We start from the raw sequence: 23804 nt of genomic DNA on the forward strand, positions 1-23804 counted from the left end.
TTTGCCAACGGAAAGCATTACGGCTCCGGCGGTGCGAACCATGCGGACTTAAAGTCAAACCAGCCGAGCGTGTTCATGCGTACGCCGCGCATGCTGCGCTGCCCCTGGATCATCAGCCAGTGGTGGATCAGCGGCACCACGGTTTGATTGGCCAACAGCTGCTGGCTCCAGGTGGCCGGGTTCAGCTCGCCCGCGCGCCAGCGAGCGGCGTCCTGTTCCCAGTCGATGGGGATACAGTTGCGAATCAGCGGAACTTCATACAGCCAGGCAAACAGGGAGAAATCGATCGGCAGCGTAAAGTTGGCGCTGTTGAGCCAAACGTCGCTGACCACCTCTCCGCGGTGCCATTCCTGATACTCCAGCTCCTGGATCTCCAGCTTAACCTGATGCTCGGCCAGCAGCGTTGCCATGATCCCGCCCATCACGCGATGCTCGACGTGGTCCTGGTAGTAGGTCAGCCTGACCGTTTCAAGACCGGGCGGTTTTTCACAGGCGTGGCTTCGCGCATGATGCCAGCGGGGCAGCAGGCCATACGCCGGGAACCAGTTGCCCTGATAGTGCTCGCCCGCGTGATAGAGCAGGTTAGCGGGCTGGAACACATAGCTTAGCCACTGGCGTACCGCGCTGTTACCGCCCAGCGGGCTGCGGGCGTCGAACAGCAGGTAATAACACCCCTCTTCCAGGCGGCTTTCCACCGCTTTTTCGCTTTGCGTGGTGCCCTGTAACGTTAACCCACCGTTGGGCTCTTCGCTGATTTCCGGCAGAACCCAGACGTTCACTTCATCGATCAGCGCCCGGTAGCCGAAATAGTCATCGAAGGCGTGAATTTTGAGCTGATTCTGGTTATTACGCACAACCGAGTAGGGCCCTGTCCCCACGGGGATGCTAGAGAAATTCTCCATCGTTCGCCACTCATGCGGGAGTATCATGGCCGGGACCTGGCTTAACAACCACGGTAGCCAGCGGTCGGGTTGGCTGAGATGAATGTCGAGAGTCCAGGCGGTGGGGGAGTCGATACGCTCGATGTGAGAGAAGAGCGGCAGCGCGTTACTGCGCTGCAGGGAGGTGATGACATCCTCCATCTCCAGCTCACGCCCATGGTGAAAATGAATGCCTGGACGCAGAAAAAAACGCCAGTGGGTCGGCGCGATCTGCTGCCAATGGTGAGCAATATCGGCTTCCAGTTCCCCATTTTCCTCATTTACTCGCGTCAGGGCGCTAAAAATCTGCCGGGCAATATGGGTTTCCGAGCGGCGCAGCGCGCTGCCGGGCAGCAGATTTTTCATCGGCCGGTAGTAGAGCACGCGCAGGATATGCCGGCCCTGACGAAAGCTGCGGCCTAAATGGGAAACCAGCATTTGCCGGACGGCGGCTTTATCGCCAACCAGCTGCACCAGCTGATCGATTCTGTCCTGATCCAGCAGATCTTCCGCCCTCTGCTGCTGCAGGGCGAGACCGGTATAGAGAAAAGAGAGGCGGGAGCGCTTGCCGCGCCCGGCCTCCGCTTCCCAGGTCAGCCAGCCGCGCGCTTCCATCATGTTGAGCAGGGTACGCATATGGCGGCGCGAGCAGCTTAGCATCTCTGCCAGCGCATTCAGCGTGGTCTCCTGCGACTTGCCATCGCAGCACTGCCACAGGCGGATGAACTGCTGTTGTAAACGACCGGAAGACATAAAAGGGGAACTCCTGATAAAAACTCAGCAATTTATTACTTCCTATATTAAGTCAATAATCAACGTCGATGAAGCGAGGAGGTGAATATGATGGGGTCAACCATGAAACAGTTCTACCAACGCTACTTTTCTGCGACGCAGGATGCGTCCTGGCTGGCCCGCCTGATGGCAGGAAGACAGCAGAAAATGCTCGGCGAACTGATGCAGTGGGGAGTTACGTCGCAGACCTCGGATCATTGACTTGCAGACATCATGTGTGACTGAGTATTGGTGTTATACTCGTCGTCTTTCAAGCTGCAGGTGCGTTGGCTGCGCCCGCTCGCCCAGGCCACATAGTTATCTATGTTTCCAGGCACTTACGTTCTGGCCGCCTGCCCGCAACTCGAAATCCATAGAGTATAGAATCACCCGCCAGCAGAATACTTCTGCTGGCTTTTTTCGTTTTCTTCGCGTGCTTAAGGATATTTCATGCTGTGGTTAATGACGATGGGGCGTCGTCTAAACGGCGTTTACGCCGCTTTTATGCTTGTCGCTTTCATGATGGGGATCGCCGGCGCGCTGCAGGCGCCGACGCTCAGTTTATTCCTCAGCCGCGAAGTGGGCGCGCAGCCGTTCTGGGTAGGACTGTTCTATACGGTTAACGCCATTGCCGGCATACTGGTCAGCCTGGCGTTGGCTAAGCGCTCCGACAGCCGGGGCGATCGCCGGCGGCTGATTATGTTTTGCTGCCTGATGGCGGTGGGAAACGCGCTGCTGTTCGCTTTTAATCGCCACTATCTGACGCTGATTACCTGCGGGGTTATGCTGGCCTCGGTGGCGAATGCCGCGATGCCGCAGCTTTTTGCCCTGGCGCGGGAATATGCCGATAGCTCGGCGCGCGAAGTGGTGATGTTCAGTTCGATAATGCGTGCGCAGCTTTCGCTGGCGTGGGTCATTGGTCCACCGCTGGCATTTATGCTGGCGCTGAATTATGGCTTCACCACCATGTTTTCGATTGCCGCCGGGATCTTTGTTATAAGTCTGGCGCTGATCGCCGTCAAACTGCCCTCGGTCGCCCGCGTTGAGCAACCTTCTGAAGGCGCTGACGTGCTGGTGCAGGCCGGAGGATGGCACGATAAAAACGTGCGCATGCTGTTTATCGCCTCCACGCTGATGTGGACCTGCAATACCATGTATATCATTGATATGCCTCTGTGGATCAGCAGCGATCTTGGCCTTCCCGATAGCCTCGCCGGGATTCTGATGGGCACCGCTGCCGGGCTGGAGATCCCGGCGATGATACTGGCGGGCTACTACGTTAAGCGCTGGGGCAAACGCAAGATGATGGTGACAGCGGTTGCGGCGGGCGTGCTGTTTTATATCGGTCTGATTCTGTTCCACGACCGCGTGGCGCTGCTGGTGCTACAGCTGTTTAATGCCGTATTTATCGGGATTGTTGCCGGGATTGGCATGCTGTGGTTTCAGGATCTGATGCCCGGACGGGCGGGCGCCGCGACGACGCTGTTTACCAACAGTATTTCCACCGGGGTGATTCTGGCGGGGGTGATTCAGGGCGCGCTGTCGCAAAGCTATGGTCACGCCAGCGTCTACTGGACGATTGCCGCAATTTCACTGGTGACGCTGTTTATGACCAGCAGGGTGAAAGATATCTGAATCGCCACCCCAGTCCCGGCAGGATGCCGGGACTGGGGCTGGACAGGTTATTTCAACACGATCCTTTTAATATCGCCGATAATAAAAATATACGCGATAACGCCAACCAGCGCGGTTAAACCGATATAAATCAGCGCATAGAAAAAATTACCGGTCATGGATATAATAACCCCAATAATTAATGGGGTTATAATTGATGCCATATTAGCACAGAAGTTGAAGATGCCGCCGGTCAATCCGCCCATATTCTTAGGGGCAATGTCAGAAATAAGCGTCCAGCCGAGGCCAACCATACCCTGGCCAAAAAATGCAATCGACATAATAATAATAACTGCGGTGTTGCTATCGACCCAGTTAGCAATGATGATGCAGCTCGACAGTAGCAGTCCGGAAATAATTGGCAGCTTTCTGCTAATATTTACTGAGTTGGTTTTCTTTATTATTTTATCGGATACCCAACCGCCGAAAAAGATACCGATAGCCGCGGCCAGGAACGGCCAGGAGGCGAAGAAACCCACGTGAAGCCAGGGGAGGTGGCGTTCGTTAGCCAGATAAGTCGGGAACCATGTCAGGAAGAAAACCAGCGTGGTGTTACCGGCAAATTGACCAAGGCTGGCGCCGATGATTTGCCGGCAGCACAGCAGACGTTTCGCATCATGCCAGTTGAAAGGGATATTTTCATTGACGGATACCGTATTTTCTACGCCGATATACTCCAGCTCTTCTTTATTTGCTGTTTTTGATTCATGCGGCTCGTGATAAAACTTCCACCATACAAAAGTAAACGCAATACCCAACCCACCGGTCAGGAAAAATAGCGTTCTCCAGCCATGATGCTCCAGAATTAAAAAAAGGAGCGGAGAGAATGCGGCCAGGCCAATATATTCACCGACGGTGTAAGTCGCCGTTGCCCGGGCGCGTTCATGCTGCGGAAACCATTTACTGACGACACGGCTATTAACCGGGAAACAGGGGGCTTCGCTGATACCTAAGCCTAAACGCAGCAGCAGCAGCGATTTTAGACCGACAGAAAAGCTTTGCAGTAAGGTAAAGGTTGACCAGAAAAAAATAGAAAGCGCGTAGGTCAGCTTATTGCCGAAGCGATCGAGAAACATCCCGCCGGGGATTTGCGCCAGCGCGTAGGTCCAGGCGAAAGCGGAAAAAACGATCCCCATCATGGCCGGGTCAATATCTATTTCACTCGTTAACTTGGGCGCAACAACACCTAAAATAGTCCGATCGAGATAATTTATCATCGTCCCTATCGATAGTAACATTAAAATTACAATTCGCGTTTTAGTTCGCTTTTGCGTGGCCGACGGAAAAATCGGCCGTTCCTGAGCATCGATCGTCCTCATAGTGATTTCCTTTAAAGTTTAAAATATTTTTGCATGAAGTTATGCAGGCAAAAATATTTTATTTGACGTTGACGCTATCGATGATAAGTCACGCTTTGTTACGGCTTCTGTGACATGGCAGAACAATATTTGATATGACCCCGATATTTCTCCTTTTTGGCTCATCATCGATAGCCTGTATGGTATATTAGGGGCATGAGTTTTATTCTTATATTATACGAGCAAAAATAATGAACCTAAAGCAACTTTATTATTTTAAGCGGCTGGCAGAAACCGAGCACTACACTGAAGCTGCCTCCAGTCTTTTTATCACCCAACCCTCGCTAAGCCACGCCATATCTGAGCTGGAGAAAGAGCTTGGCGTGGCGCTATTTGCCAGAAAAGGGCGCAATGTCAAAATTACGCAGAATGGTAAGCGCTTTCTGCCCTACGTCGAAGATGCCCTGGCCTCATTAGAGAATGGCCGCATGACGTTGCAAAAAAATAGCGACGAGAACAAGGAAAATATTCGCATTGCGTTTATTTATACCATGGGCGAACATGTTGTTCCGCAGTTAATTAATAAATATTCCCTTTCACCATCTCGTCACAATGTGACATTTTCTTTTACTCAGGGAACGTCGTTAACGCTTCTGCAGGAACTGAAGGCCGGGAAAAGCGACCTGGCGATTTGTTCCTATATTGCGGATGAACCTGATATCGACTTTATTCCTATTATTCAGCAGGAGCTGGTCGTGGTGACGGCAAAAGATCACCCTCTGGCCAGGCTGTATGAAAATGAGGTCGACCTGGTGGAGACTATCCACTATCCCTATATCTATTTTTCGGAAAATAGCGGGTTACGCCCCTTTATTGATAACGTGTTTATGCAGCAAAAGCTGGTGCCGGATATTGCCTGCTACGTTGATGAGGATACGGCGATGGCGGGGCTGGTCAGTATTGATTACGGTATTGCGATTATGCCGCGAATTTCCGCGCTCTCGTATTACAACGTGCATATCCTGACGATTAAAAATGCGATTCCTCCGCGTTATATCTATCTGGCAACGATGAAAGAGCGGGTACTTTCTCCGGCAATTCAGTCATTTAAAGATGTCATTATTAATGACAGCCAAAAAATCCGCTAGCAGCATCGCCCGGAGGGTGACCCCCGGGCGATGTTTTATCAGGAAAGAATATCCATCAGTTCACGCAGCTGGGTGATGGCGATTTGTCCAGGCGCAGAAGCCTGACCGACGGTACCGAAGGTCATTGCTGAACCAAACAAACGGCCGGTTACCCGGCTCACGCCGCCGGATTTACCCATCGACATCGTGATTAATGGCCGAGTCGCGTACTTCTCTTTCATCGTCAGGGTTGCCGAGAGCAGGGTCAGGACATCCTGCGGCGACTGAGGCATGACCGCGATCTTCGGCAGATCGGCGCCAAGATCCTGCATGCGGCGCAGGCGGTAGATGATATCTTCCTGAGCCGGCGTTTTATGGAAATCATGATTGCTCATGATAACTTTGACGCCCGCAGCGTGGGCATCGTTCACCAGCGAGCGAATTTGCGCTTCGTCGTTGAATAACTCGATATCAATCACGTCGGTCAGACCGCTAACGGCCGCCTGGCGATTCAGCTCAAAATAGGCTTCGTCACTGATTTCCGTTTCGCCACCCTCTTTTTTACTGCGGAAGGTGAACAGCAGCGGGATCTCTTTCAGCAGCTGGCGAATCTCACCGAGCGCCAGCAGTACCTGCTCCGTTTCTCTGACCTGGGTGAAGTGATCGACGCGCCACTCGATAATATCGGCTCCGGCGGTAGCCAGCGCGCGCGCGTTATTCTGCAGCTCGGCGAGCGTTTTGCCGATCAGCGGTACGCAGATTAAGGTTTCCCCTTCCTGGAAGGTGATGTTTTTTACTGTTACTGCTTGAGTCATGTTGGTATCCATTATTCTTTTTGTCATTGACCATCAGGCGGTTGCTGCAACCCGGGATGTTTTTGCAGCGGCGCGAACCTGAAGCTGACGATAACCGATGTACAGGGCGATCACAAAGCCGACGATCGCGATCAGAAGATCGAACCACATAATGCTGGCAATACCTATCTTCGACAGTTTTGCCGTGATCAGCGGGATCGTAAAGCTGGCCAGACTTCCTGCGGTATAAAAGATCCCGGTGGCTTTGCCTTTTCCGTTCGGGAAGCTCATGGCCATAATGGTCGCGCCTATCTGCAGCACGCCGCCGGCGGCGGCAAAGCCGATGATAAAGGCGAAGCCGGTCACTATCATTGGCGTAGGGAACAGGCAAACGATCAGCAGTGACATCATCGACAGGAAAGTGTAAACGATCATGGCGACGGCCGAGCTAAATACCTCTTTGACAAAGGCCGCGGTGACGAACACGCAGGTCAGGGAACCGGCAGTATAGACGCTCAGGAGTTTAATGGCCGACTCGTGCGGGATGCCGGCAACGAACTCGCCGTACTGAGCTAACCACTGGCTGACCAGATAAAAAGTCGCCATACCGATATAGCCGTACAGGGTAAAGATGACCATATCCAGTTTGCCGGAGTCCGCCTGCGGAGCGGCGGCGGCAGTCACTGATTTCTCTGCGCTTTCCTTTTTCGCCCGATGATCCGGGAAAGGCATTTTTATCAGGTAGATAGCGCTAATAATCATCAATACAGCGGCGATGATAAACGACCATCCGTACCACATATTCGCCCAAATCAGCGCACCGATAATGAACGGCAGCAGGAACTGCCCGGCAGAGACAAAGGCTTTGATCAGCACATTTGCCCGGCTGGCGGAGTTAGGGAAAGCTTCCATCAGCGCCGGGTAGGTCCCGGAGTCGAGGAAGCTGTTCGCCAGGCCCGCCATAATGCCGAAGAAGTAGGCCATATAAATGTTTTTCGTCAGTAGAATACCGAGGAAAAACACCACATAGCTGGCGATGCCGAGATAGATAAAAGGTTTACGGCCAAAACGGTCGGACAGGAATCCTGTGACGATCGTGGCGAGCTTACCGATCCCGAGCGACGAAATGACGATGGAGACGCCGGCAGCGTCGGTTCCCCACTGTTCCTGCAGATTCGCCATATTGAGGGTAATTAACAAAACCCCCATGCCGTGGATCAGATAGTTGAGATAGAGCCCAGCTGCCGTTGGGACATATTGATTTTTCATCGCGCCCATCCTTAGAACAGGATATTTTTGACGTGTTCAACCGGCATTTCTTTGCCTGTCCAGATTTCAAAAGCGCGCGCACCTTGCCAGAGCATCATCCCCAGACCGTTGATGGTGCGGCAGCCTTTTTTCTCAGCCACTTCCAGCAGATAAGTTTTGCGCGGGTTATAGACCACGTCAGAAACGATCAGATCCGGGCGCAGGAAGCTGTCGTCAGGCAGCAGCATCTGGCCTTCAAATGGTTTCATCCCCACGCCGGTGGCGTTAGTCAGAATGACGCTGCTGTCGATTTCCGCGCGCAGTTTGTCATGATCGTCCAGATCGAACAGGTGGATCTCGCAGTTGGTGTTATTACGGATTTTGGCAACGGTCTGTTCTGCATTGGCGAAGAATTTATCTTTGCGGTTGAAGATGGAGATCGCTTTGACGCCATCAAGCGCGGCCTGAACGCAGAGCGCGGTTGCCGCACCGCCAGCGCCCAGAACGGTCATCTTTTTGCCGATGATATCAATGCCTTCTTCTTTGAGCGCGCGCATATATCCGGTGCCATCGGTAATGTGGCCGGTCAGGACGCCATTGTCGTTCACCACGGTATTCACCGCGCCAACCAGTTCTGCCGCCGGCGAGAGCTTGTCAAGATACTGGCAAATCTCCGTTTTGTTCGGCATGGAGACGTTACAGCCGCGCAGTTTTAACGCGCGAAAGCCCTGTACCACGTCTTTCAGCTCTTCGTTACCCACTTCGAAGGCCAGGTAAACATAGTCCAGCCCCAGATGAGCAAAAGCTTCGTTATGCATGGTTGGCGACATGCTGTGGCGAATCGGAGTCGCAATCAGGCCAATCAGCTCGGTGTGTCCAGTAATACGTTCTGCCATGATAAAGTCCTCAATATGTTAGAAATGGAATTTTTGTCGATTCGCGGTTGCCGAGAGCGCCCATATCTTCGAGGGTGTCCAGCACGTTGCGCCCTTCGCGCACGCCATCAATGATTCGCCGGGCCATCAGGCTGTCGCCGATGTTCATTATTTTTACGTTATTGGCTCTGGCCCATTGTTCAATCTCATTGAGACCGGCGGTGTTGGCGCGCATTCCCAGGCAGACGAAGCCGTAATCGAAAGGAATGTCGAAGGTGCCATCCGCGTTTTTAACGGTGAAATGCGTCGGGGTGACGGCAACCAGCTGCGTGCGCATGTGCTGTTCCACGTGATGTTCATCGAGCATGGTCAACATGGCGTTTTTGGTAATGATGTCCAGATCGCGACCCGGCGCGTCCTGCATCTCGATAAGCACGGCGCTGGCACCGCGCGCGGAGAAGTACTCGATAACGTCCAGACCCACGGCGCCTGCGCCGACGACGGCGATGCGTTTACCTGTAGCATCGGCAAACTGGTCCAGATGATGAATCATGTTGGTGATGGAGAAGACGTTTCCGCCTTCGACATCGATGTTCTCGCGCAGTCCTTCAATTGGCGGTAGTAGAGGAACTGAACCGGTTGCGTTGACGATTAAATCCGGGCGAAGAGCGGAAACGGACGCCACGGTGGCGCGTCTGCCGACCTGCAGCATCAGGTTATCGAGCGAGGCGATACGGTTTTTCATAAACTGCGGAAAATCAGCGATACGCTTTTTCTCCGGCAGCAGGGAGATCTCGCTGGCCAGTCCGCCGATGCTGTGCTTCTCTTCCAGCAGCCAGGTATGGCAGCCGACTTCAGCCGCGGTGCAGGCCGCTTCCATTCCCGCCGTACCCGCGCCGATGACCACGACGTTGGTATCGCGGATCACGCGCTGCTGCTTATACGCGTCGCCGTGGATGATATCCGGGTTGATCGAGCAGCGAAGAGGGCGGGAGCGGGCGATGCGGTGATCCGCGCAGCCAATGTTGCAGGAGATGCATTTCCGCATCAAACGTTCGTTGCCGCTTTGAACTTTTTGCACCCACTCCGGCTCGGCGATCAGGCCGCGGCCAATGGCAATCAGGTCGGCATCGCCGCTGGCGATAATATCTTCGGCGACTTTCGGGGTACGGATGTTACCGGCAATCACCGTGGGCTTGTGGAATTTGTCGCGTACCGCGCGGGAGAGGTAGCGCTTCCAGCCATCTTCCAGAGACATCTGGTCAATCTGGAAATTGAGGTTGTCGTTTTGCGCGGCGGAGACGTTGATAATATCCACTTTTTCCTGGCACAGTTCGAGGATCCGCAAGGAGTCTTCGAGCGTATTTCCACCTTTCAGAAAGTCATCGGCGCTAATACGCAGGCTGACCGGAAAACGCGGGCCTACGCAGGCCCGTACCTTATCGACGATTAAGGTTAATATTCTGGCGCGATTCTCTACGCTGCCGCCAAATTCATCGGTGCGCTTATTAAACAGCGGTGATAAAAACTGGCTAATTAAATAAGAGTGGCCGGCGTGAATTTCCACGCAGTCGAATCCAGCGCGGCGAACGCGCTCCGCCGCGTCACCAAATTTATCGACGGCATGATATATCTCATCGTGCGTCATCGGGCGGGGAATATTCCCGTTCTTTTTGGACGGCGTGCTGGAAGAAGACAGCGGCATTTCGCCGTTCAGGCGATACGCATAGGCCGACGCGCCGGCGTGGTTTAATTGAATACTGACGCAGGCGCCGTGTTTATGTAAGGTTTCGGTTAATTTGAACAGGCGCGGAATATATTGATCGTTATCGATACGCAGCTGCGTAGTGCCGTTAGAGGCGAAAGGAAAATCGATGCAAATATTCTCGATAGTGATGAGTCCTGTGCCGCCCCGCGCGCGTAGCTCATAGTAGTCAATCTGCTCCTGCGTGACTTCCCCGTTCAGGCTCGCCAGGTTAGTGCCCATTGGCGGCATGATGATGCGGTTTTTTATTGTCATTCCGTTAATGGTCAACGGGGAAAAAAGATGGGGATAGTGGCTCATATGCTCTCTCCACTGGATGCCTGATGGCCTTTTACGGCGATTGTGGCCTGTCCAAAGTTAATATTTCTCTGTGGGGAAAGATAACGAGGCGTTTAATAGAAAAATAATGCTTTTTTTTGCGCGGAGCTATAGCGTGATTCTATGGGATTAACAATTTCTTTACACATTAGTGTTTTTACCTTAAATATTTCAATCGATTTTTTACTTGTACTTGTGGAATGACACAAAAAGAGTAGGGGAATGATTGAATAGATGCCCAATTGATAATGATTTATTTTTATCGCGGCGAAAATGTCGCCCCGTTATAGCGACGAATATTGATATATGTGCGCCAGATCTCATTTTTACCGGCGAAAAAAAGCCCGGATCGCGGTCCGGGCTGAGATATAAATGGCGGCTGCCTTAATTCATAAAGGCCGGCTGTTTTTTCTCATAGGCTGAGATCGCCTCTTCATGCTGCAAAGTCAGGCCGATGCTGTCCAGACCGTTCAGCATGCAGTGGCGGCGAAAAGCATCAATTTTAAAGCTGTAAGATTTATCGCCTGCTTTAACCACTTCGGCTTCCAGATCGACTTCAAACTTAATGCCCGGCTGAGAGTGGACCAGCTTGAACAGCTCATCGACCTGCGCTTCATTCAGGGTGACCGGCAGCAGCTGATTGTTAAAGCTGTTGCCGTAGAAGATATCGGCGAAGCTCGGCGCGATAACGACTTTAAAACCGTAATCGGTCAGCGCCCACGGCGCGTGCTCGCGCGAAGAGCCGCAGCCGAAGTTTTCCCGCGCCAGCAGGATAGAGGCACCTTTATATTCCGGGAAGTTCAGCACGAATTCCGGGTTAGGCTGTTCGCCTTTGTCGTCCAGGAAGCGCCAGTCGTTAAACAGATGGGCGCCAAAACCGGTACGCGTGACTTTCTGCAGGAACTGCTTTGGAATGATTGCATCGGTATCGACGTTCGCGGCGTCCAGCGGAACCACCAGGCCGGTATGTTGGGTAAATTTCTCTGCCATGATGGTTTCCTTATTTCAAGCTACGGATATCGGCGAAATGACCGGTAACGGCCGCCGCAGCTGCCATGGCCGGGCTGACCAGGTGAGTGCGCCCGCCGCGGCCCTGACGGCCTTCAAAGTTACGGTTGCTGGTGGAGGCGCAGCGCTCGCCCGGGTTCAGGCGGTCGTTGTTCATCGCCAGGCACATGGAGCAGCCGGGTAAACGCCACTCAAAGCCGGCTTCAATAAAGATTTTATCCAGGCCTTCGGCTTCGGCCTGCGCTTTTACCGGACCAGAGCCTGGCACGACCAGCGCCTGAACGCCCGGCGCCACTTTACGGCCTTTCGCGATCTCGGCCGCCGCGCGTAAGTCTTCAATGCGCGAGTTGGTGCAGGAGCCGATAAAGACTTTATCAATCGCCACGTCGGTTAACGGTACGCCAGATTTCAGGCCCATATAGGCCAGCGCTTTCTCAGCGCTCGCGCGCTCTACCGGGTCGGTGAATGATGCCGGGTCCGGGATGATATCGGTGACGGAGATGACCTGGCCTGGGTTGGTGCCCCAGGTGACCTGCGGGGCAATCTCTTCCGCCTGCAGGGTGACAATGCTGTCAAACGTCGCGCCATCATCGGTGGTCAGGGTTTTCCACCAGGCGACGGCTTCGTCAAAATCCTTGCCTTTCGGCGCGTGCAGGCGGCCTTTCACGTAATCAAATGTGGTCTGGTCAGGTGCGACCAGGCCTGCTTTTGCGCCCATTTCGATAGCCATATTGCACAGGGTCATGCGGCCTTCCATGCTTAAATCGCGAATGGCTTCGCCGCAAAATTCAACAACGTGCCCGGTACCGCCGGCGCTGCCGGTTTTACCGATGATCGCCAGAACGATGTCTTTGGCGGTGATGCCCGGAGCCGCTTTACCTTTGACTTCGATCTTCATGGTTTTAGCGCGACCCTGCTTCAGCGTCTGCGTAGCCAGGACGTGTTCGACTTCAGAGGTGCCGATACCGAAGGCCAGCGCGCCGAATGCGCCATGGGTTGCCGTGTGTGAGTCGCCGCAGACGATGGTCATACCCGGCAGGGTGACGCCCTGTTCCGGCCCCATCACGTGGACGATGCCCTGGAAAGGGTGGTTCAGATCGTACAGTTCCACGCCGAACTCTTTGCAGTTTTTAATTAACTCCTGCATCTGGATACGCGCCATTTCGCCGGACGCGTTAATGTCTTTCGTCTGCGTCGAAACGTTGTGATCCATCGTGGCGAAGGTTTTGCCCGGCTGACGTACCGGGCGTTTGTGGGCGCGCAGACCGTCAAACGCCTGCGGCGAGGTCACTTCGTGAACCAGATGGCGGTCAATATACAGCAGCGGGGTTTCGTTTTGCGCTTCATAAACCACGTGAGCATCGAACAACTTTTCGTATAACGTCTTCGCCATGATTACACCCCTTCAGCGACATAGCGGGCAATGATATCGCCCATTTCATCGGTACTGACCGCCGCCGCGCCGCGCGCTAAATCGCCGGTACGTACGCCTTCTTCTAATGCGCGGTTGATCGCATTTTCAATCGCGGTTGCCGCGTTATCGGCATCCAGGCTATAGCGCAGCAGCAGCGCCAGGGAGAGGATCTGCGCGATGGGGTTAGCGATGTTTTTACCGGCGATATCCGGCGCGGAGCCGCCTGCGGGTTCATATAAACCAAAGCCTTGCTCGTTGAGGCTGGCGGACGGCAGCATGCCCATTGAACCGGTAATCATGGCGCATTCGTCAGACAGGATGTCGCCGAAAAGGTTGGAGCACAGCAGGACGTCAAACTGGGACGGATCTTTGATCAGCTGCATGGTGGCGTTGTCGATATACATATGCGACAGCTCAACGTCAGGATACTGCTTACTGACTTCACTAACAATTTCGCGCCACAAAATAGAAGACTGCAGCACGTTCGCTTTATCAATAGAGGTCACTTTGTGGCGACGCTTGCGGGCGGACTCGAACGCAATATGGGCGATACGCTCAATCTCAAAGCGATGATACACCTCGGTATCGAACGCTTTCTCATGCTGGCCGCTGCCTTCACGGCCTTTCGGCTGGCCGAAGTAAATGCCGCCGGTCAGTTCGCGGACGCATAAAATGTCGAAGCCGTTAGCGGCGATATCGGCGCGCAGCGGGCAAAACTCTTCCAGGCCCTGGTACAGCTTAGCCGGGCGCAGGTTGCTGAATAATTTGAAATGCTTACGCAGGGGCAGCAGCGCGCCGCGCTCCGGCTGCTCCGCGGGCGGCAGATGCTCCCATTTCGGTCCGCCAACCGAGCCAAACAGGATCGCGTCGGCCTGTTCGCAGCCTTCGACGGTAGTCTGCGGCAGGGGAGTGCCCTGACGATCGATGGCGACACCGCCGACGTCGTGCTGGCTGGTGGTAATGCGCATATCAAAACGGTGGCGAACGGCTTCCAGTACTTTCATCGCCTGGTTCATGACTTCCGGGCCAATACCATCACCTGGTAAAACAGCAATATGGTAATTCTTCGACATTACACGGTTTCCTTATTGTTCTCTTTATTCTGAGCTTTGCGTTGCAATTCTTTTTCGACTTCAGCGGCGCGCCAGATATTGTTCAGGACGTGAACCATGGCCTTCGCGGAAGATTCCACGATATCCGTCGCCAGGCCCACCCCGTGGAAGCGGCGGCCGTTGTAGTTCGCCACGATGTCAACCTGGCCCAGCGCATCCTTACCCTGACCCTTGGCGTTGAGGTCATATTTGACCAGCTCAATCTCATAGCCGGTGATGCGGTTAATGGCCTGATAAATGGCGTCCACCGGGCCGTTACCGTTGGCGGCCTCAGCTTTTGTTTCATCACCGCAGGCCAGCTTAACAGAGGCGGTTGCGATATCGCTGGAGCCGGACTGCACGCTGAAGTAATCCAGGCGGAAATGCTCCGGTTCTTCCTGCTGTTTATTAATGAAGGCTAACGCTTCCAGGTCATAGTCAAATACCTGGCCCTTTTTATCCGCCAGCTTGAGGAACGCGTCATACAGATGGTCCATGTTGTAGTCGGTGTCTTTATAGCCCATCTCTTCCATACGGTGTTTCACCGCCGCGCGGCCGGAGCGTGAGGTCAGGTTCAGCTGCACCTGGTTCAGGCCGATAGATTCCGGCGTCATGATTTCGTAGTTTTCGCGATTCTTCAGCACGCCGTCCTGGTGAATGCCGGAAGAGTGGGCAAAGGCGCCGGTTCCGACGATAGCTTTGTTGGCAGGGATCGGCATATTACAAATCTGGCTGACGGTCTGGCTGGTACGCCAGATTTCCTGGTGATTAATGCGGGTGTGCACATTCATAATGTCTTTGCGCACTTTAATCGCCATGATCACTTCTTCCAGCGAGCAGTTGCCGGCGCGTTCGCCGATACCGTTCATCGCGCCTTCAACCTGGCGAGCGCCGGCGTGGACCGCTGCGAGGGCGTTACCGACCGCGATGCCTAAGTCGTCATGGGTATGGACGGAGATAATAGCCTTGTCGATGTTAGGCACGCATTCGTACAAACCGGTGATGATGTTGGCGAATTCGAACGGCATGGTGTAGCCGACGGTATCCGGAATATTGATGGTTGTTGCGCCTGCATTAATCGCGGCTTCAACGACGCGAGCCAGATCGGCAATCGGCGTACGGCCAGCGTCTTCACAGGAAAACTCGACATCGTCAGTGTAGTTGCGGGCGCGCTTTACCATATAGATGGCACGTTCGATAACCTCATCCAGGTTACTGCGCAGCTTGGTGGCGATATGCATCGGAGAGGTGGCGATAAAAGTGTGAATACGGAACGCTTCCGCCACTTTTAATGATTCTGCTGCAACATCGATATCTTTTTCTACGCAGCGGGCCAGGGCGCAAACGCGGCTGTTTTTGATCGTGCGTGCGATGGTTTGCACGGATTCAAAGTCGCCTGGAGACGAGACTGGGAAGCCCACTTCCATGACGTCAACGCCCATCCGCTCCAGGGCCATAGCAATCTGCAGTTTCTCTTTCACACTCAGGCTGGCTTGTAACGCTTGTTCACCGTCGCGTAAGGTCGTATCGAAAATAATGACTTGCTGGCTCATGGTTTAGATCCTTGGTCTGTGTCCTGGCGCCTTGCTTACGAGCATAAAAAAACCCGCGCATTGGCGCGGGTTTTATAGTCTTGCTGGAAGATGACTTAACGATGAACGTCGCCCAACAGCCTACCGCGCAAAATGGATGCGTTTAGTAGTAGTAGGCTGAGAAAGCGAATGCTGCGAATCATTGCGTCATGCTCCAGATGAAATCGTTATGCATTTAGAGTTACTGGATATGGGGTTTGATGTCAACCCTTGGGTGAACAAAAGGTCTTTTTACCAGAGGTATGAATTAGCTAATTGTGCTGACGATCGCGCTTTTTTGCCGATGATCCTTTTTAGGACATCACTGCACGTTGAGATATTTTCACTATTTGATAATTTTGAGTTTCGATGAGTGCTTCAAGCATAGCCCACTCGGCCATAATCATATCTTAATGAAATATTTAGATTTATTCGGTTGGTGAATGCATTCATATTTGTAAGGGTAAATTATCAATGATAATAAAATGTGAATTTTAAGGGGGGCTTAAACTGATATTGTAATAGTGCTTAAATTATAGTTAACCGCTGCTGTTATTGTTTATTTTTGATATTTATGGGTACACTTGGTTTTATCAAGTAAACAATATGGTTAGGGGATTGCGGGTACGTTCAACTGCAGAATTTTGGTCGCCACTCATAACCTTGATATATTCCTAAAATTCATCTTTGCCCTTTTGTAAATGTCATATGCATGGTAAATGATATTTTCAGAATTAATTACTGCACTTTGGCAAAGGGAATTTAGCGTGACAGTGGAGTTAAATATGTTAAAAGAAAATACTGAATATAAGCCGGACTCAGAGGTTGAAACCACAAAACCTCAGCTGAGAATGGTTGACCTCAATCTGTTAACCGTATTTGATGCGGTAATGCAGGAACAAAATATCACCCGTGCGGCACATTCGCTGGGAATGTCGCAGCCGGCGGTCAGCAATGCCGTCTCAAGACTGAAAGTGATGTTTAATGATGAGCTGTTTGTTCGTTATGGACGCGGCATCCAGCCAACGGCGCGTGCTTATCAGCTATTTGGTTCTGTACGACAGGCATTACAATTAGTGCAGAACGAGTTACCGGGCTCCGGCTTCGAGCCGCTCAGCAGCGAGCGGGTCTTTAATTTATGCGTTTGCAGCCCGCTGGATAACGCATTGACTTCGGTTATTTTCAATAAAGTTGGCGAGATTGCGCCCAACATTCATTTGGTCTTTAAATCGGCATTGAATCAAAACACGGAACATCAATTACGTTATCAGGAAATTGAATTCGTTATTGGTTATGAAGAGTTTCGTCGCCCTGAGTTTGCCTGCGTACCTTTATTCAAAGATGAAATGGTGCTGGTGGCCAGCCGGAAACATCCGCGTATTTCTGGCCCCATGATGGAAAATGATATTTATCAGGAGGAGCACGCGGTTGTCGCTCTCGATCGATACGCTTCATTTAGCCAGCCATGGTATGACACTGCGGATAAACAATCGCGTATTGCTTATCAAGGAAACGCGATGGTCAGCGTATTAAATGTGGTTTCCCAGACCAACATGGTTGCTATCGCACCGCGCTGGTTAGCCAGCGAGTTTGCCGATAAGCTGAATTTGCAAATATTACCGTTGCCGCTGAAAGTGAATAGCCGTACCTGCTATCTTTCCTGGCATGAAGCGGCGGGCCGTGATAAAGGGCATCAGTGGATGGAAGAATTGCTGGTCAATATCTGCCAGCGCTAAACGGTCGCGATACAAACGGGGGCTTCGGCTCCTGCTTTGTGTGACAAAAGTCACTAAACGTAGAATTTTATTCTGTTTGCGATTGTCCGCCTCCGACGCTGCCCGTTAAAAAATGGATGATTTGCTGTAGTTGGTTATTTTCCCCGAGCATTGACTATCATATTTTCTTATCTCCGAAGTTTTTCACCGAGTTTTACCTGTGAACCTTTCTTTTATCCTTTTAATGCCTCTTAGGTGCCGACGGTCGCCAATTGCCTGCCCGTTAGCGAGCAGTTATGGTAACGGCATGCAGTCTATTCACCTCAGGACGAAGCTTTTGCGCTTCGTCCTGTGCGAGCGCGCGGAAATCGGATTCCGCTGTCGTTAAAAACTATAAGCCGGGAGGCAAACCATGGAGATGTTGTCAGGAGCCGAAATGGTCGTCCAGTCGCTGGTCGATCAGGGCGTCAAGCAGGTATTCGGTTATCCCGGGGGCGCGGTCCTCGATATCTATGATGCGTTACATACCCTTGGCGGAATCGATCACGTACTGGTCCGCCATGAGCAAGCTGCCGTGCATATGGCGGATGGTCTTGCGCGCGCAACGGGCGAGGTCGGGGTAGTCCTGGTGACCTCGGGTCCGGGGGCGACTAACGCGATTACCGGCATTGCGACGGCTTATATGGATTCCATTCCGCTGGTGATTCTTTCCGGCCAGGTCGCGACGTCCTTAATTGGCTACGATGCTTTCCAGGAGTGCGACATGGTGGGGATCTCCCGACCGGTGGTAAAACACAGCTTTCTGGTTAAGCAAACCGAAGATATTCCCGGCGTGCTGAAAAAAGCGTTCTGGCTGGCGGCCAGCGGGCGTCCCGGCCCGGTCGTCGTGGATCTACCGAAAGATATTCTCAATCCAGCGAAAAAACTGCCGTACGCCTGGCCAGATACGGTCAGCATGCGCTCTTATAATCCGACGACGTCGGGTCATAAAGGGCAAATTAAACGTGCGCTGCAGACGCTGGTGGCTGCCAAAAAACCGGTGGTTTATGTCGGTGGCGGGGCGATTAATGCGCAATGTGAACCGCAGCTGTTCGCGCTGGTTGAGAAACTGAAGCTGCCGGTAGCGTCTTCGCTGATGGGGCTGGGCGCCTTCCCCGCCTCGCACCCGCAGGCGTTAGGGATGCTGGGCATGCATGGGACCTATGAAGCTAATATGACCATGCACAATTCCGACGTGATTTTCGCCGTTGGCGTGCGCTTCGACGATCGTACAACGAATAATCTGGCCAGGTACTGTCCGAACGCGACGGTGCTGCATATTGATATCGATCCCACTTCGATATCCAAGACCGTTCCTGCCGACGTGCCTATCGTTGGCGACGCCCGCCTGGTGCTGGAACAGATGCTTGAACTGCTCGAACATGAAGAGACGCAGCAACCGCTGGATGAAATCCGCGACTGGTGGCAGCAGATAGAGCAGTGGCGCGCGCGTCATTGCCTGCAGTACGACACGCAAAGCGGCAAGATTAAACCACAGGCGGTAATTGAGACCATCTGGCGGCTGACGCACGGCGATGCATACGTGACGTCCGATGTGGGTCAGCATCAGATGTTCGCGGCGCTTTATTATCCTTTCGACAAACCACGGCGTTGGATCAACTCAGGTGGTCTGGGAACGATGGGATTTGGCCTTCCCGCCGCGCTGGGCGTGAAGATGGCGCTGCCGGAAGAAACGGTGATTTGCGTGACCGGCGATGGCAGCATCCAGATGAATATTCAGGAGCTCTCCACCGCGCTGCAGTACGAGCTGCCGGTGCTGGTGCTGAACCTCAATAACCGCTACCTCGGGATGGTGAAGCAGTGGCAGGATATGCTTTACTCTGGCCGTCATTCACAATCCTATATGGAGTCATTGCCTGATTTTGCTCGCGTCGCGGAAGCCTACGGCCACGTGGGGATTCGTATCAGCGACCCGCAGGAGCTGGAAGCGAAGCTCGCTGAGGCGCTGGAGCAGGTGCGTAATAATCGACTGGTTTTCGTCGATGTAACGGTTGACGGCAGTGAGCATGTATACCCCATGCAGATTCGCGGCGGCGGTATGGACGAGATGTGGCTGAGCAAAACGGAGAGGACCTGATTATGCGCCGGATATTATCAGTATTACTGGAGAACGAATCGGGCGCGCTATCCCGCGTGATCGGCCTCTTTTCACAGCGCGGTTATAATATTGAAAGCCTGACGGTAGCGCCGACGGACGATCCGACGTTATCCAGAATGACGATTCAAACCGTTGGCGATGAGAAAGCGATTGAGCAGATAGAAAAGCAGCTGCACAAGCTGGTAGACGTGCTGCGCGTTAACGAGCTCGGACAAGGCGCGCACGTTGAGCGTGAAATTATGCTGGTGAAGGTCCAGGCCAGCGGCTATGGACGCGATGAGGTCAAGCGCAATACGGAAATTTTCCGTGGGCAAATTATCGACGTCACGCCGTCTATCTATACCGTTCAGCTGGCGGGAACCAGCGATAAGCTGGATGCGTTTTTAGCGTCGCTGCGCGATGTGGCCCGTATTGTTGAGGTTGCCCGCTCGGGTGTTGTCGGATTGTCGCGTGGCGACAAAATCATGCGCTGAGCAGCGCAAACTGACGTAAAAATAGCCCGACACCCCTTGTCGGGCTATTTTTTTGCGAAATCGGTGGGAACTGTGGACTAAAGCGGTTGCTGCGCTTACTTTTCTGCGCTTAGATGTTATAAAAACGAATCCATACCTGAAGAATGGTTATGTTCTGTACTTATTACCCAAGGGGCAATTGTGAAACTGGATGAAATCGCCCGGCTGGCCGGTGTCTCGCGAACGACCGCTAGCTATGTGATTAATGGGAAAGCGAAGCAGTATCGCGTCAGCGATAAAACTGTTGAAAAGGTGATGGCGGTGGTTCGTGAGCACAACTATCACCCGAATGCGGTTGCTGCAGGCTTGCGTGCAGGACGTACGCGGTCCATTGGTCTGGTTATCCCGGACCTGGAAAACACCAGCTATACGCGCATCGCTAATTACCTGGAGCGTCAGGCGCGCCAGCGCGGCTACCAACTGCTGATCGCCTGTTCCGAAGATCAACCGGATAACGAAATGCGCTGCATTGAGCATCTGCTGCAGCGTCAGGTCGATGCGATTATCGTTTCCACCTCATTACCTCCTGAGCATCCGTTCTATCAGCGCTGGGCTAACGATCCGTTCCCGATTGTTGCCCTTGACCGCGCGCTCGATCGTGAACACTTCACCAGCGTCGTCGGCGCCGATCAGGACGATGCTGAAATGCTCGGCGCGGAGTTACGTAAATTCCCCGCTGAAACGGTGCTTTACCTTGGCGCCCTGCCGGAACTTTCGGTGAGCTTCCTGCGTGAGCAGGGATTCCGTACGGCGTGGAAGGACGATCCGCGAGAGGTGCATTTCCTCTATGCAAACAGCTACGAGCGCGAAGCCGCGGCGCAGCTCTTTGAAAAGTGGCTGGAAACGCATCCAATGCCTCAGGCGCTTTTTACGACTTCGTTTCCGCTGCTGCAGGGCGTGATGGACGTCACGCTGCGCCGGGAAGGGAAGCTGCCTTCTGAGCTGGCTATTGCCACTTTTGGCGATAATGAGCTGCTGGATTTCCTCCAGTGTCCCGTTTTAGCCGTAGCCCAGCGCCACCGCGACGTGGCGGAGCGCGTGCTGGAGATCGTGCTCGCCAGCCTTGATGAACCGCGTAAGCCGAAACCTGGGTTAAGCCGTATCCGGCGCAATCTTTATCGTCGCGGCAGTCTGAATCGCCGCTAAGCGCGTGACCAGGATTATTCGTAGAGCATTCGCCAGACGGAGACGCGTCTGGCGATAATCCGCTGAGATGACGTAAAAATTGCAGGGTTAAGGATCTTTCAGACAAATCCTTAAGCTTCCTGACATCTCTTTTAATTTTATTCTTCGCGCCATTTATTTCGCGGTTTAATTAGCCCATAAAAGGATTAGCGTATTTATTTGTATTATTTTGTTACATTCAGCAGGTGAGTTGCTGAATTAACACTCATTTCCTCCCTATTATGGTAGCGATAAGCGCTATACCCCGCAGTTAGTGTGCCTCTCCTGTGAAAACTGGTGCTGTTAACGGTCATCAGAATGGCCTAAAATGCCGCTCGCGTCGCAAACTGACACTTTATATTTTCCCTTAGAAGATATTTTGCTGCTTTAACTGTTACAAGTTTGTTGGTTGTTTTCTTACCGATATTCATAACGTTAATTTGCCTCGTTTGTTGGTTGATTTTTCCTCAGGGCGAATATCGGCTGTAAATAATGGGTTTTTGAGCTCTGTTGGCATTCGTGCTGGCTTGACAAGCTTTTCCTCCGCTCCGTAAACTCCTTCTTGTGGGAATTTGTGGGGTAAAGTGGCGAAAAGGGGTGAGGCTGGCATGTTCCGTGGGGCAACGTTAGTCAATCTCGACAGCAAAGGCCGTCTGGCCGTACCGACGCGCTACCGCGACGGGCTGATCGAGAACGCTTCCGGTCAATTGGTATGCACCATTGACATCCATCACCCGTGCCTGCTGCTTTACCCTTTGCCTGAATGGGAAATCATCGAGCAAAAATTATCGCGTTTATCGAGCATGAACCCCACCGAGCGGCGCGTACAGCGTTTGCTTCTGGGACATGCCAGCGAATGTCAGATGGATAGCGCCGGGAGGCTATTAATCGCCCCGGTGCTGCGGCAACACGCCGGGCTGACAAAAGAAGTGATGCTGGTCGGGCAGTTCAATAAGTTTGAGCTGTGGGACGAAACGACCTGGTATCAACGGGTCAAGGAAGATATCGACGCTGAGCAGTCCGCTTCCGGGGAACTGTCGGAGCGCCTGCAGGATTTGTCTTTGTAAAATGATGGAAAATTATAAACACACTACGGTACTTCTGGATGAAGCCGTTAACGGCCTGAATATTCGTCCTGACGGTATCTACATTGATGGTACCTTTGGCCGCGGCGGTCACTCGCGCCTGATTCTCTCCCAGCTGGGAGCGGAGGGACGCCTGCTGGCGATCGATCGCGACCCGCAGGCTATCGCCGTCGCGAAAACTATCGATGATCCCCGCTTTTCCATCGTTCATGGTCCTTTTTCTCAGCTGGCAGACTATGTTGGCGAGCGCAATCTAACCGGCAAGATCGACGGTATTCTGCTCGATCTTGGCGTCTCTTCACCGCAGCTGGATGACGCTGAACGTGGCTTCTCATTCATGCGCGATGGTCCGCTGGATATGCGCATGGATCCGACGCGCGGCCAGTCAGCCGCTGAATGGCTACAAACCGCCGACGAAGCCGATATCGCCTGGGTCATCAAAACCTTCGGCGAAGAGCGCTTTGGTAAACGCATTGCCCGCGCCATCGTTGAACGCAACCGCGTCGAACCGATGACGCGTACCAAAGAGCTGGCGGAGGTCGTTGCGGCGGCGACGCCGGTGAAAGATAAATTCAAACATCCCGCGACCCGTACCTTCCAGGCGGTGCGCATTTGGGTGAACAGTGAACTGGAGGAGATAGAGCAGGCGCTAAAAAGCTCGCTCAGCGTGCTGGCCCCGGGCGGGCGGCTCTCAATCATCAGTTTCCACTCGCTGGAAGACCGTATTGTGAAACGCTTTATGCGCGAGCAAAGCCGCGGTCCGCAGGTTCCGGCAGGGTTACCGATGACCGAAGAGCAGCTTAAAAAACTGGGCGGCCGTGAGCTAAGAGCATTAGGCAAGTTGATGCCGGGCGAAAAAGAGGTAGCTGAAAATCCTCGTGCCCGTAGTTCAGTTCTGCGTATTGCAGAGAGGACGAACGCATGATCGGCAGAGTGACAGAAGCCCTAAGCAAGGTGAAAGGGTCGATAGGAAGCAACGAGCGCCATGCTTTGCCTGGCGTGATCGGAGACGACCTTCTGCGGTTTGGGAAGCTGCCACTCTGCCTGTTCATTTGCATCATTATTACGGCGATTACGGTGGTGACAACGGCGCACCATACTCGTCTCTTAACCGCACAGCGCGAACAGCTGGTGCTGGAACGCGACGCGCTGGATATTGAATGGCGCAACCTGATCCTCGAAGAAAATGCTCTCGGCGATCATAGTCGGGTTGAGCGGATCGCGACCGAGAAGCTGCAGATGCAGCACGTCGATCCATCACAAGAAAATATCGTTGTACAGAAATAAGGATTATTG

The 23804-nt window shown here is 53.1% G+C and carries 21 protein-coding genes; 10 read left to right on the forward strand and 11 right to left on the reverse strand.

Translation table 11 applies throughout. The features are described 5' to 3' along the window. Positions 1–17 precede the first annotated feature (17 nt). A complete protein-coding gene (gene sgrR, locus HMPREF1144_RS26445) occupies positions 18–1673 on the reverse strand; it encodes an HTH-type transcriptional regulator SgrR (protein WP_004098551.1) in 1656 nt (551 codons plus the stop codon). Between the two features lie 87 nt (positions 1674–1760). Here sgrR and sgrT point away from each other — a divergent pair, with 87 nt between their 5' ends. Beyond that, positions 1761–1913, forward strand: coding sequence for a glucose uptake inhibitor SgrT (gene sgrT / locus HMPREF1144_RS32120; RefSeq protein WP_004098552.1), 153 nt, complete (start codon positions 1761–1763; stop codon positions 1911–1913). 228 nt (positions 1914–2141) lie between these two features. Continuing rightward, the gene (locus HMPREF1144_RS26450) at positions 2142–3326 is read left to right on the forward strand and encodes a sugar efflux transporter (protein ID WP_009654594.1); all 1185 of its coding nucleotides are present in this window, start codon (positions 2142–2144) and stop codon (positions 3324–3326) included. 47 nt (positions 3327–3373) lie between these two features. Here HMPREF1144_RS26450 and HMPREF1144_RS26455 read toward each other — a convergent pair whose 3' ends face one another. After that, positions 3374–4684 (reverse strand): MFS transporter, encoded by a 1311-nt coding sequence (locus HMPREF1144_RS26455; protein WP_004098554.1) that lies wholly within the window; start codon positions 4682–4684, stop codon positions 3374–3376. Between the two features lie 230 nt (positions 4685–4914). On the opposite strand from HMPREF1144_RS26455, the gene HMPREF1144_RS26460 reads away from it, so the two are divergent. After that, on the forward strand, positions 4915–5811 hold the full coding sequence (locus HMPREF1144_RS26460) for a LysR family transcriptional regulator (RefSeq protein WP_004098556.1): 897 nt from the start codon (positions 4915–4917) through the stop codon (positions 5809–5811). Between the two features lie 38 nt (positions 5812–5849). On the opposite strand, the gene aroD is transcribed toward HMPREF1144_RS26460, so the two are convergent. From aroD to leuL, 9 genes are all read right to left on the reverse strand, one after another. Beyond that, entirely contained in the window at positions 5850–6605 is a 756-nt protein-coding gene (gene aroD / locus HMPREF1144_RS26465) for a type I 3-dehydroquinate dehydratase (protein ID WP_004098557.1), read from the reverse strand. A 33-nt stretch (positions 6606–6638) separates the two neighbouring features. Then, a complete protein-coding gene (locus HMPREF1144_RS26470) occupies positions 6639–7853 on the reverse strand; it encodes an MFS transporter (protein WP_004098558.1) in 1215 nt (404 codons plus the stop codon). 11 nt (positions 7854–7864) lie between these two features. Beyond that, positions 7865–8728: a shikimate dehydrogenase gene (locus tag HMPREF1144_RS26475; protein WP_004108154.1), complete on the reverse strand. Its 864-nt coding sequence runs from the start codon at positions 8726–8728 to the stop codon at positions 7865–7867. A gap of 10 nt (positions 8729–8738) precedes the next feature. Beyond that, positions 8739–10772 (reverse strand): FAD-dependent oxidoreductase, encoded by a 2034-nt coding sequence (locus HMPREF1144_RS26480; protein ID WP_004098560.1) that lies wholly within the window; start codon positions 10770–10772, stop codon positions 8739–8741. A 402-nt stretch (positions 10773–11174) separates the two neighbouring features. After that, positions 11175–11780 carry a 3-isopropylmalate dehydratase small subunit gene (gene leuD, locus HMPREF1144_RS26485; protein WP_004098561.1) on the reverse strand — a complete coding sequence of 202 codons (606 nt, stop codon included), beginning with the start codon at positions 11778–11780 and terminating at the stop codon, positions 11175–11177. Positions 11781–11790: 10 nt separating this feature from the next. Further along, positions 11791–13191 (reverse strand): 3-isopropylmalate dehydratase large subunit, encoded by a 1401-nt coding sequence (gene leuC, locus HMPREF1144_RS26490; protein ID WP_009654591.1) that lies wholly within the window; start codon positions 13189–13191, stop codon positions 11791–11793. A 2-nt stretch (positions 13192–13193) separates the two neighbouring features. After that, the gene (gene leuB / locus HMPREF1144_RS26495; RefSeq protein WP_004098566.1) at positions 13194–14285 is read right to left on the reverse strand and encodes a 3-isopropylmalate dehydrogenase; all 1092 of its coding nucleotides are present in this window, start codon (positions 14283–14285) and stop codon (positions 13194–13196) included. After that, positions 14285–15856: a 2-isopropylmalate synthase gene (leuA, locus tag HMPREF1144_RS26500; protein WP_009654620.1), complete on the reverse strand. Its 1572-nt coding sequence runs from the start codon at positions 15854–15856 to the stop codon at positions 14285–14287. The genes leuB and leuA overlap by 1 nt, the downstream gene beginning before the upstream one ends. A 95-nt stretch (positions 15857–15951) precedes the next feature. Further along, entirely contained in the window at positions 15952–16038 is an 87-nt protein-coding gene (leuL, locus tag HMPREF1144_RS34030) for a leu operon leader peptide (protein ID WP_009654551.1), read from the reverse strand. A 603-nt stretch (positions 16039–16641) separates the two neighbouring features. Between leuL and leuO the strand changes: the two genes are divergently transcribed. The 7 genes from leuO (at position 16642) to ftsL (ending at position 23795) form a co-directional block, all read left to right on the forward strand. After that, positions 16642–17610: a transcriptional regulator LeuO gene (gene leuO / locus HMPREF1144_RS26510; protein WP_085955019.1), complete on the forward strand. Its 969-nt coding sequence runs from the start codon at positions 16642–16644 to the stop codon at positions 17608–17610. A 391-nt stretch (positions 17611–18001) separates the two neighbouring features. Then, positions 18002–19726 (forward strand): acetolactate synthase 3 large subunit, encoded by a 1725-nt coding sequence (ilvI, locus tag HMPREF1144_RS26515; protein ID WP_042928580.1) that lies wholly within the window; start codon positions 18002–18004, stop codon positions 19724–19726. A gap of 2 nt (positions 19727–19728) precedes the next feature. Next, positions 19729–20220, forward strand: a complete 492-nt coding sequence (gene ilvN, locus HMPREF1144_RS26520; RefSeq protein WP_004098573.1) for an acetolactate synthase small subunit — start codon at positions 19729–19731, stop codon at positions 20218–20220. A 180-nt stretch (positions 20221–20400) separates the two neighbouring features. Further along, positions 20401–21405: a catabolite repressor/activator gene (gene cra, locus HMPREF1144_RS26525; protein WP_004098577.1), complete on the forward strand. Its 1005-nt coding sequence runs from the start codon at positions 20401–20403 to the stop codon at positions 21403–21405. Between the two features lie 626 nt (positions 21406–22031). Next, a complete protein-coding gene (gene mraZ / locus HMPREF1144_RS26530; protein ID WP_009654608.1) occupies positions 22032–22490 on the forward strand; it encodes a division/cell wall cluster transcriptional repressor MraZ in 459 nt (152 codons plus the stop codon). Between the two features lies 1 nt (position 22491). Further along, positions 22492–23433, forward strand: a complete 942-nt coding sequence (gene rsmH / locus HMPREF1144_RS26535) for a 16S rRNA (cytosine(1402)-N(4))-methyltransferase RsmH (RefSeq protein WP_004098579.1) — start codon at positions 22492–22494, stop codon at positions 23431–23433. Then, a complete protein-coding gene (gene ftsL / locus HMPREF1144_RS26540) occupies positions 23430–23795 on the forward strand; it encodes a cell division protein FtsL (protein ID WP_002888550.1) in 366 nt (121 codons plus the stop codon). Before rsmH ends, ftsL begins: the two co-directional genes overlap by 4 nt. Positions 23796–23804: the final 9 nt, after the last annotated feature.

Source organism: Klebsiella sp. OBRC7, assembly GCF_000293135.1.
GTDB classification, from domain to species: domain Bacteria; phylum Pseudomonadota; class Gammaproteobacteria; order Enterobacterales; family Enterobacteriaceae; genus Klebsiella; species Klebsiella michiganensis.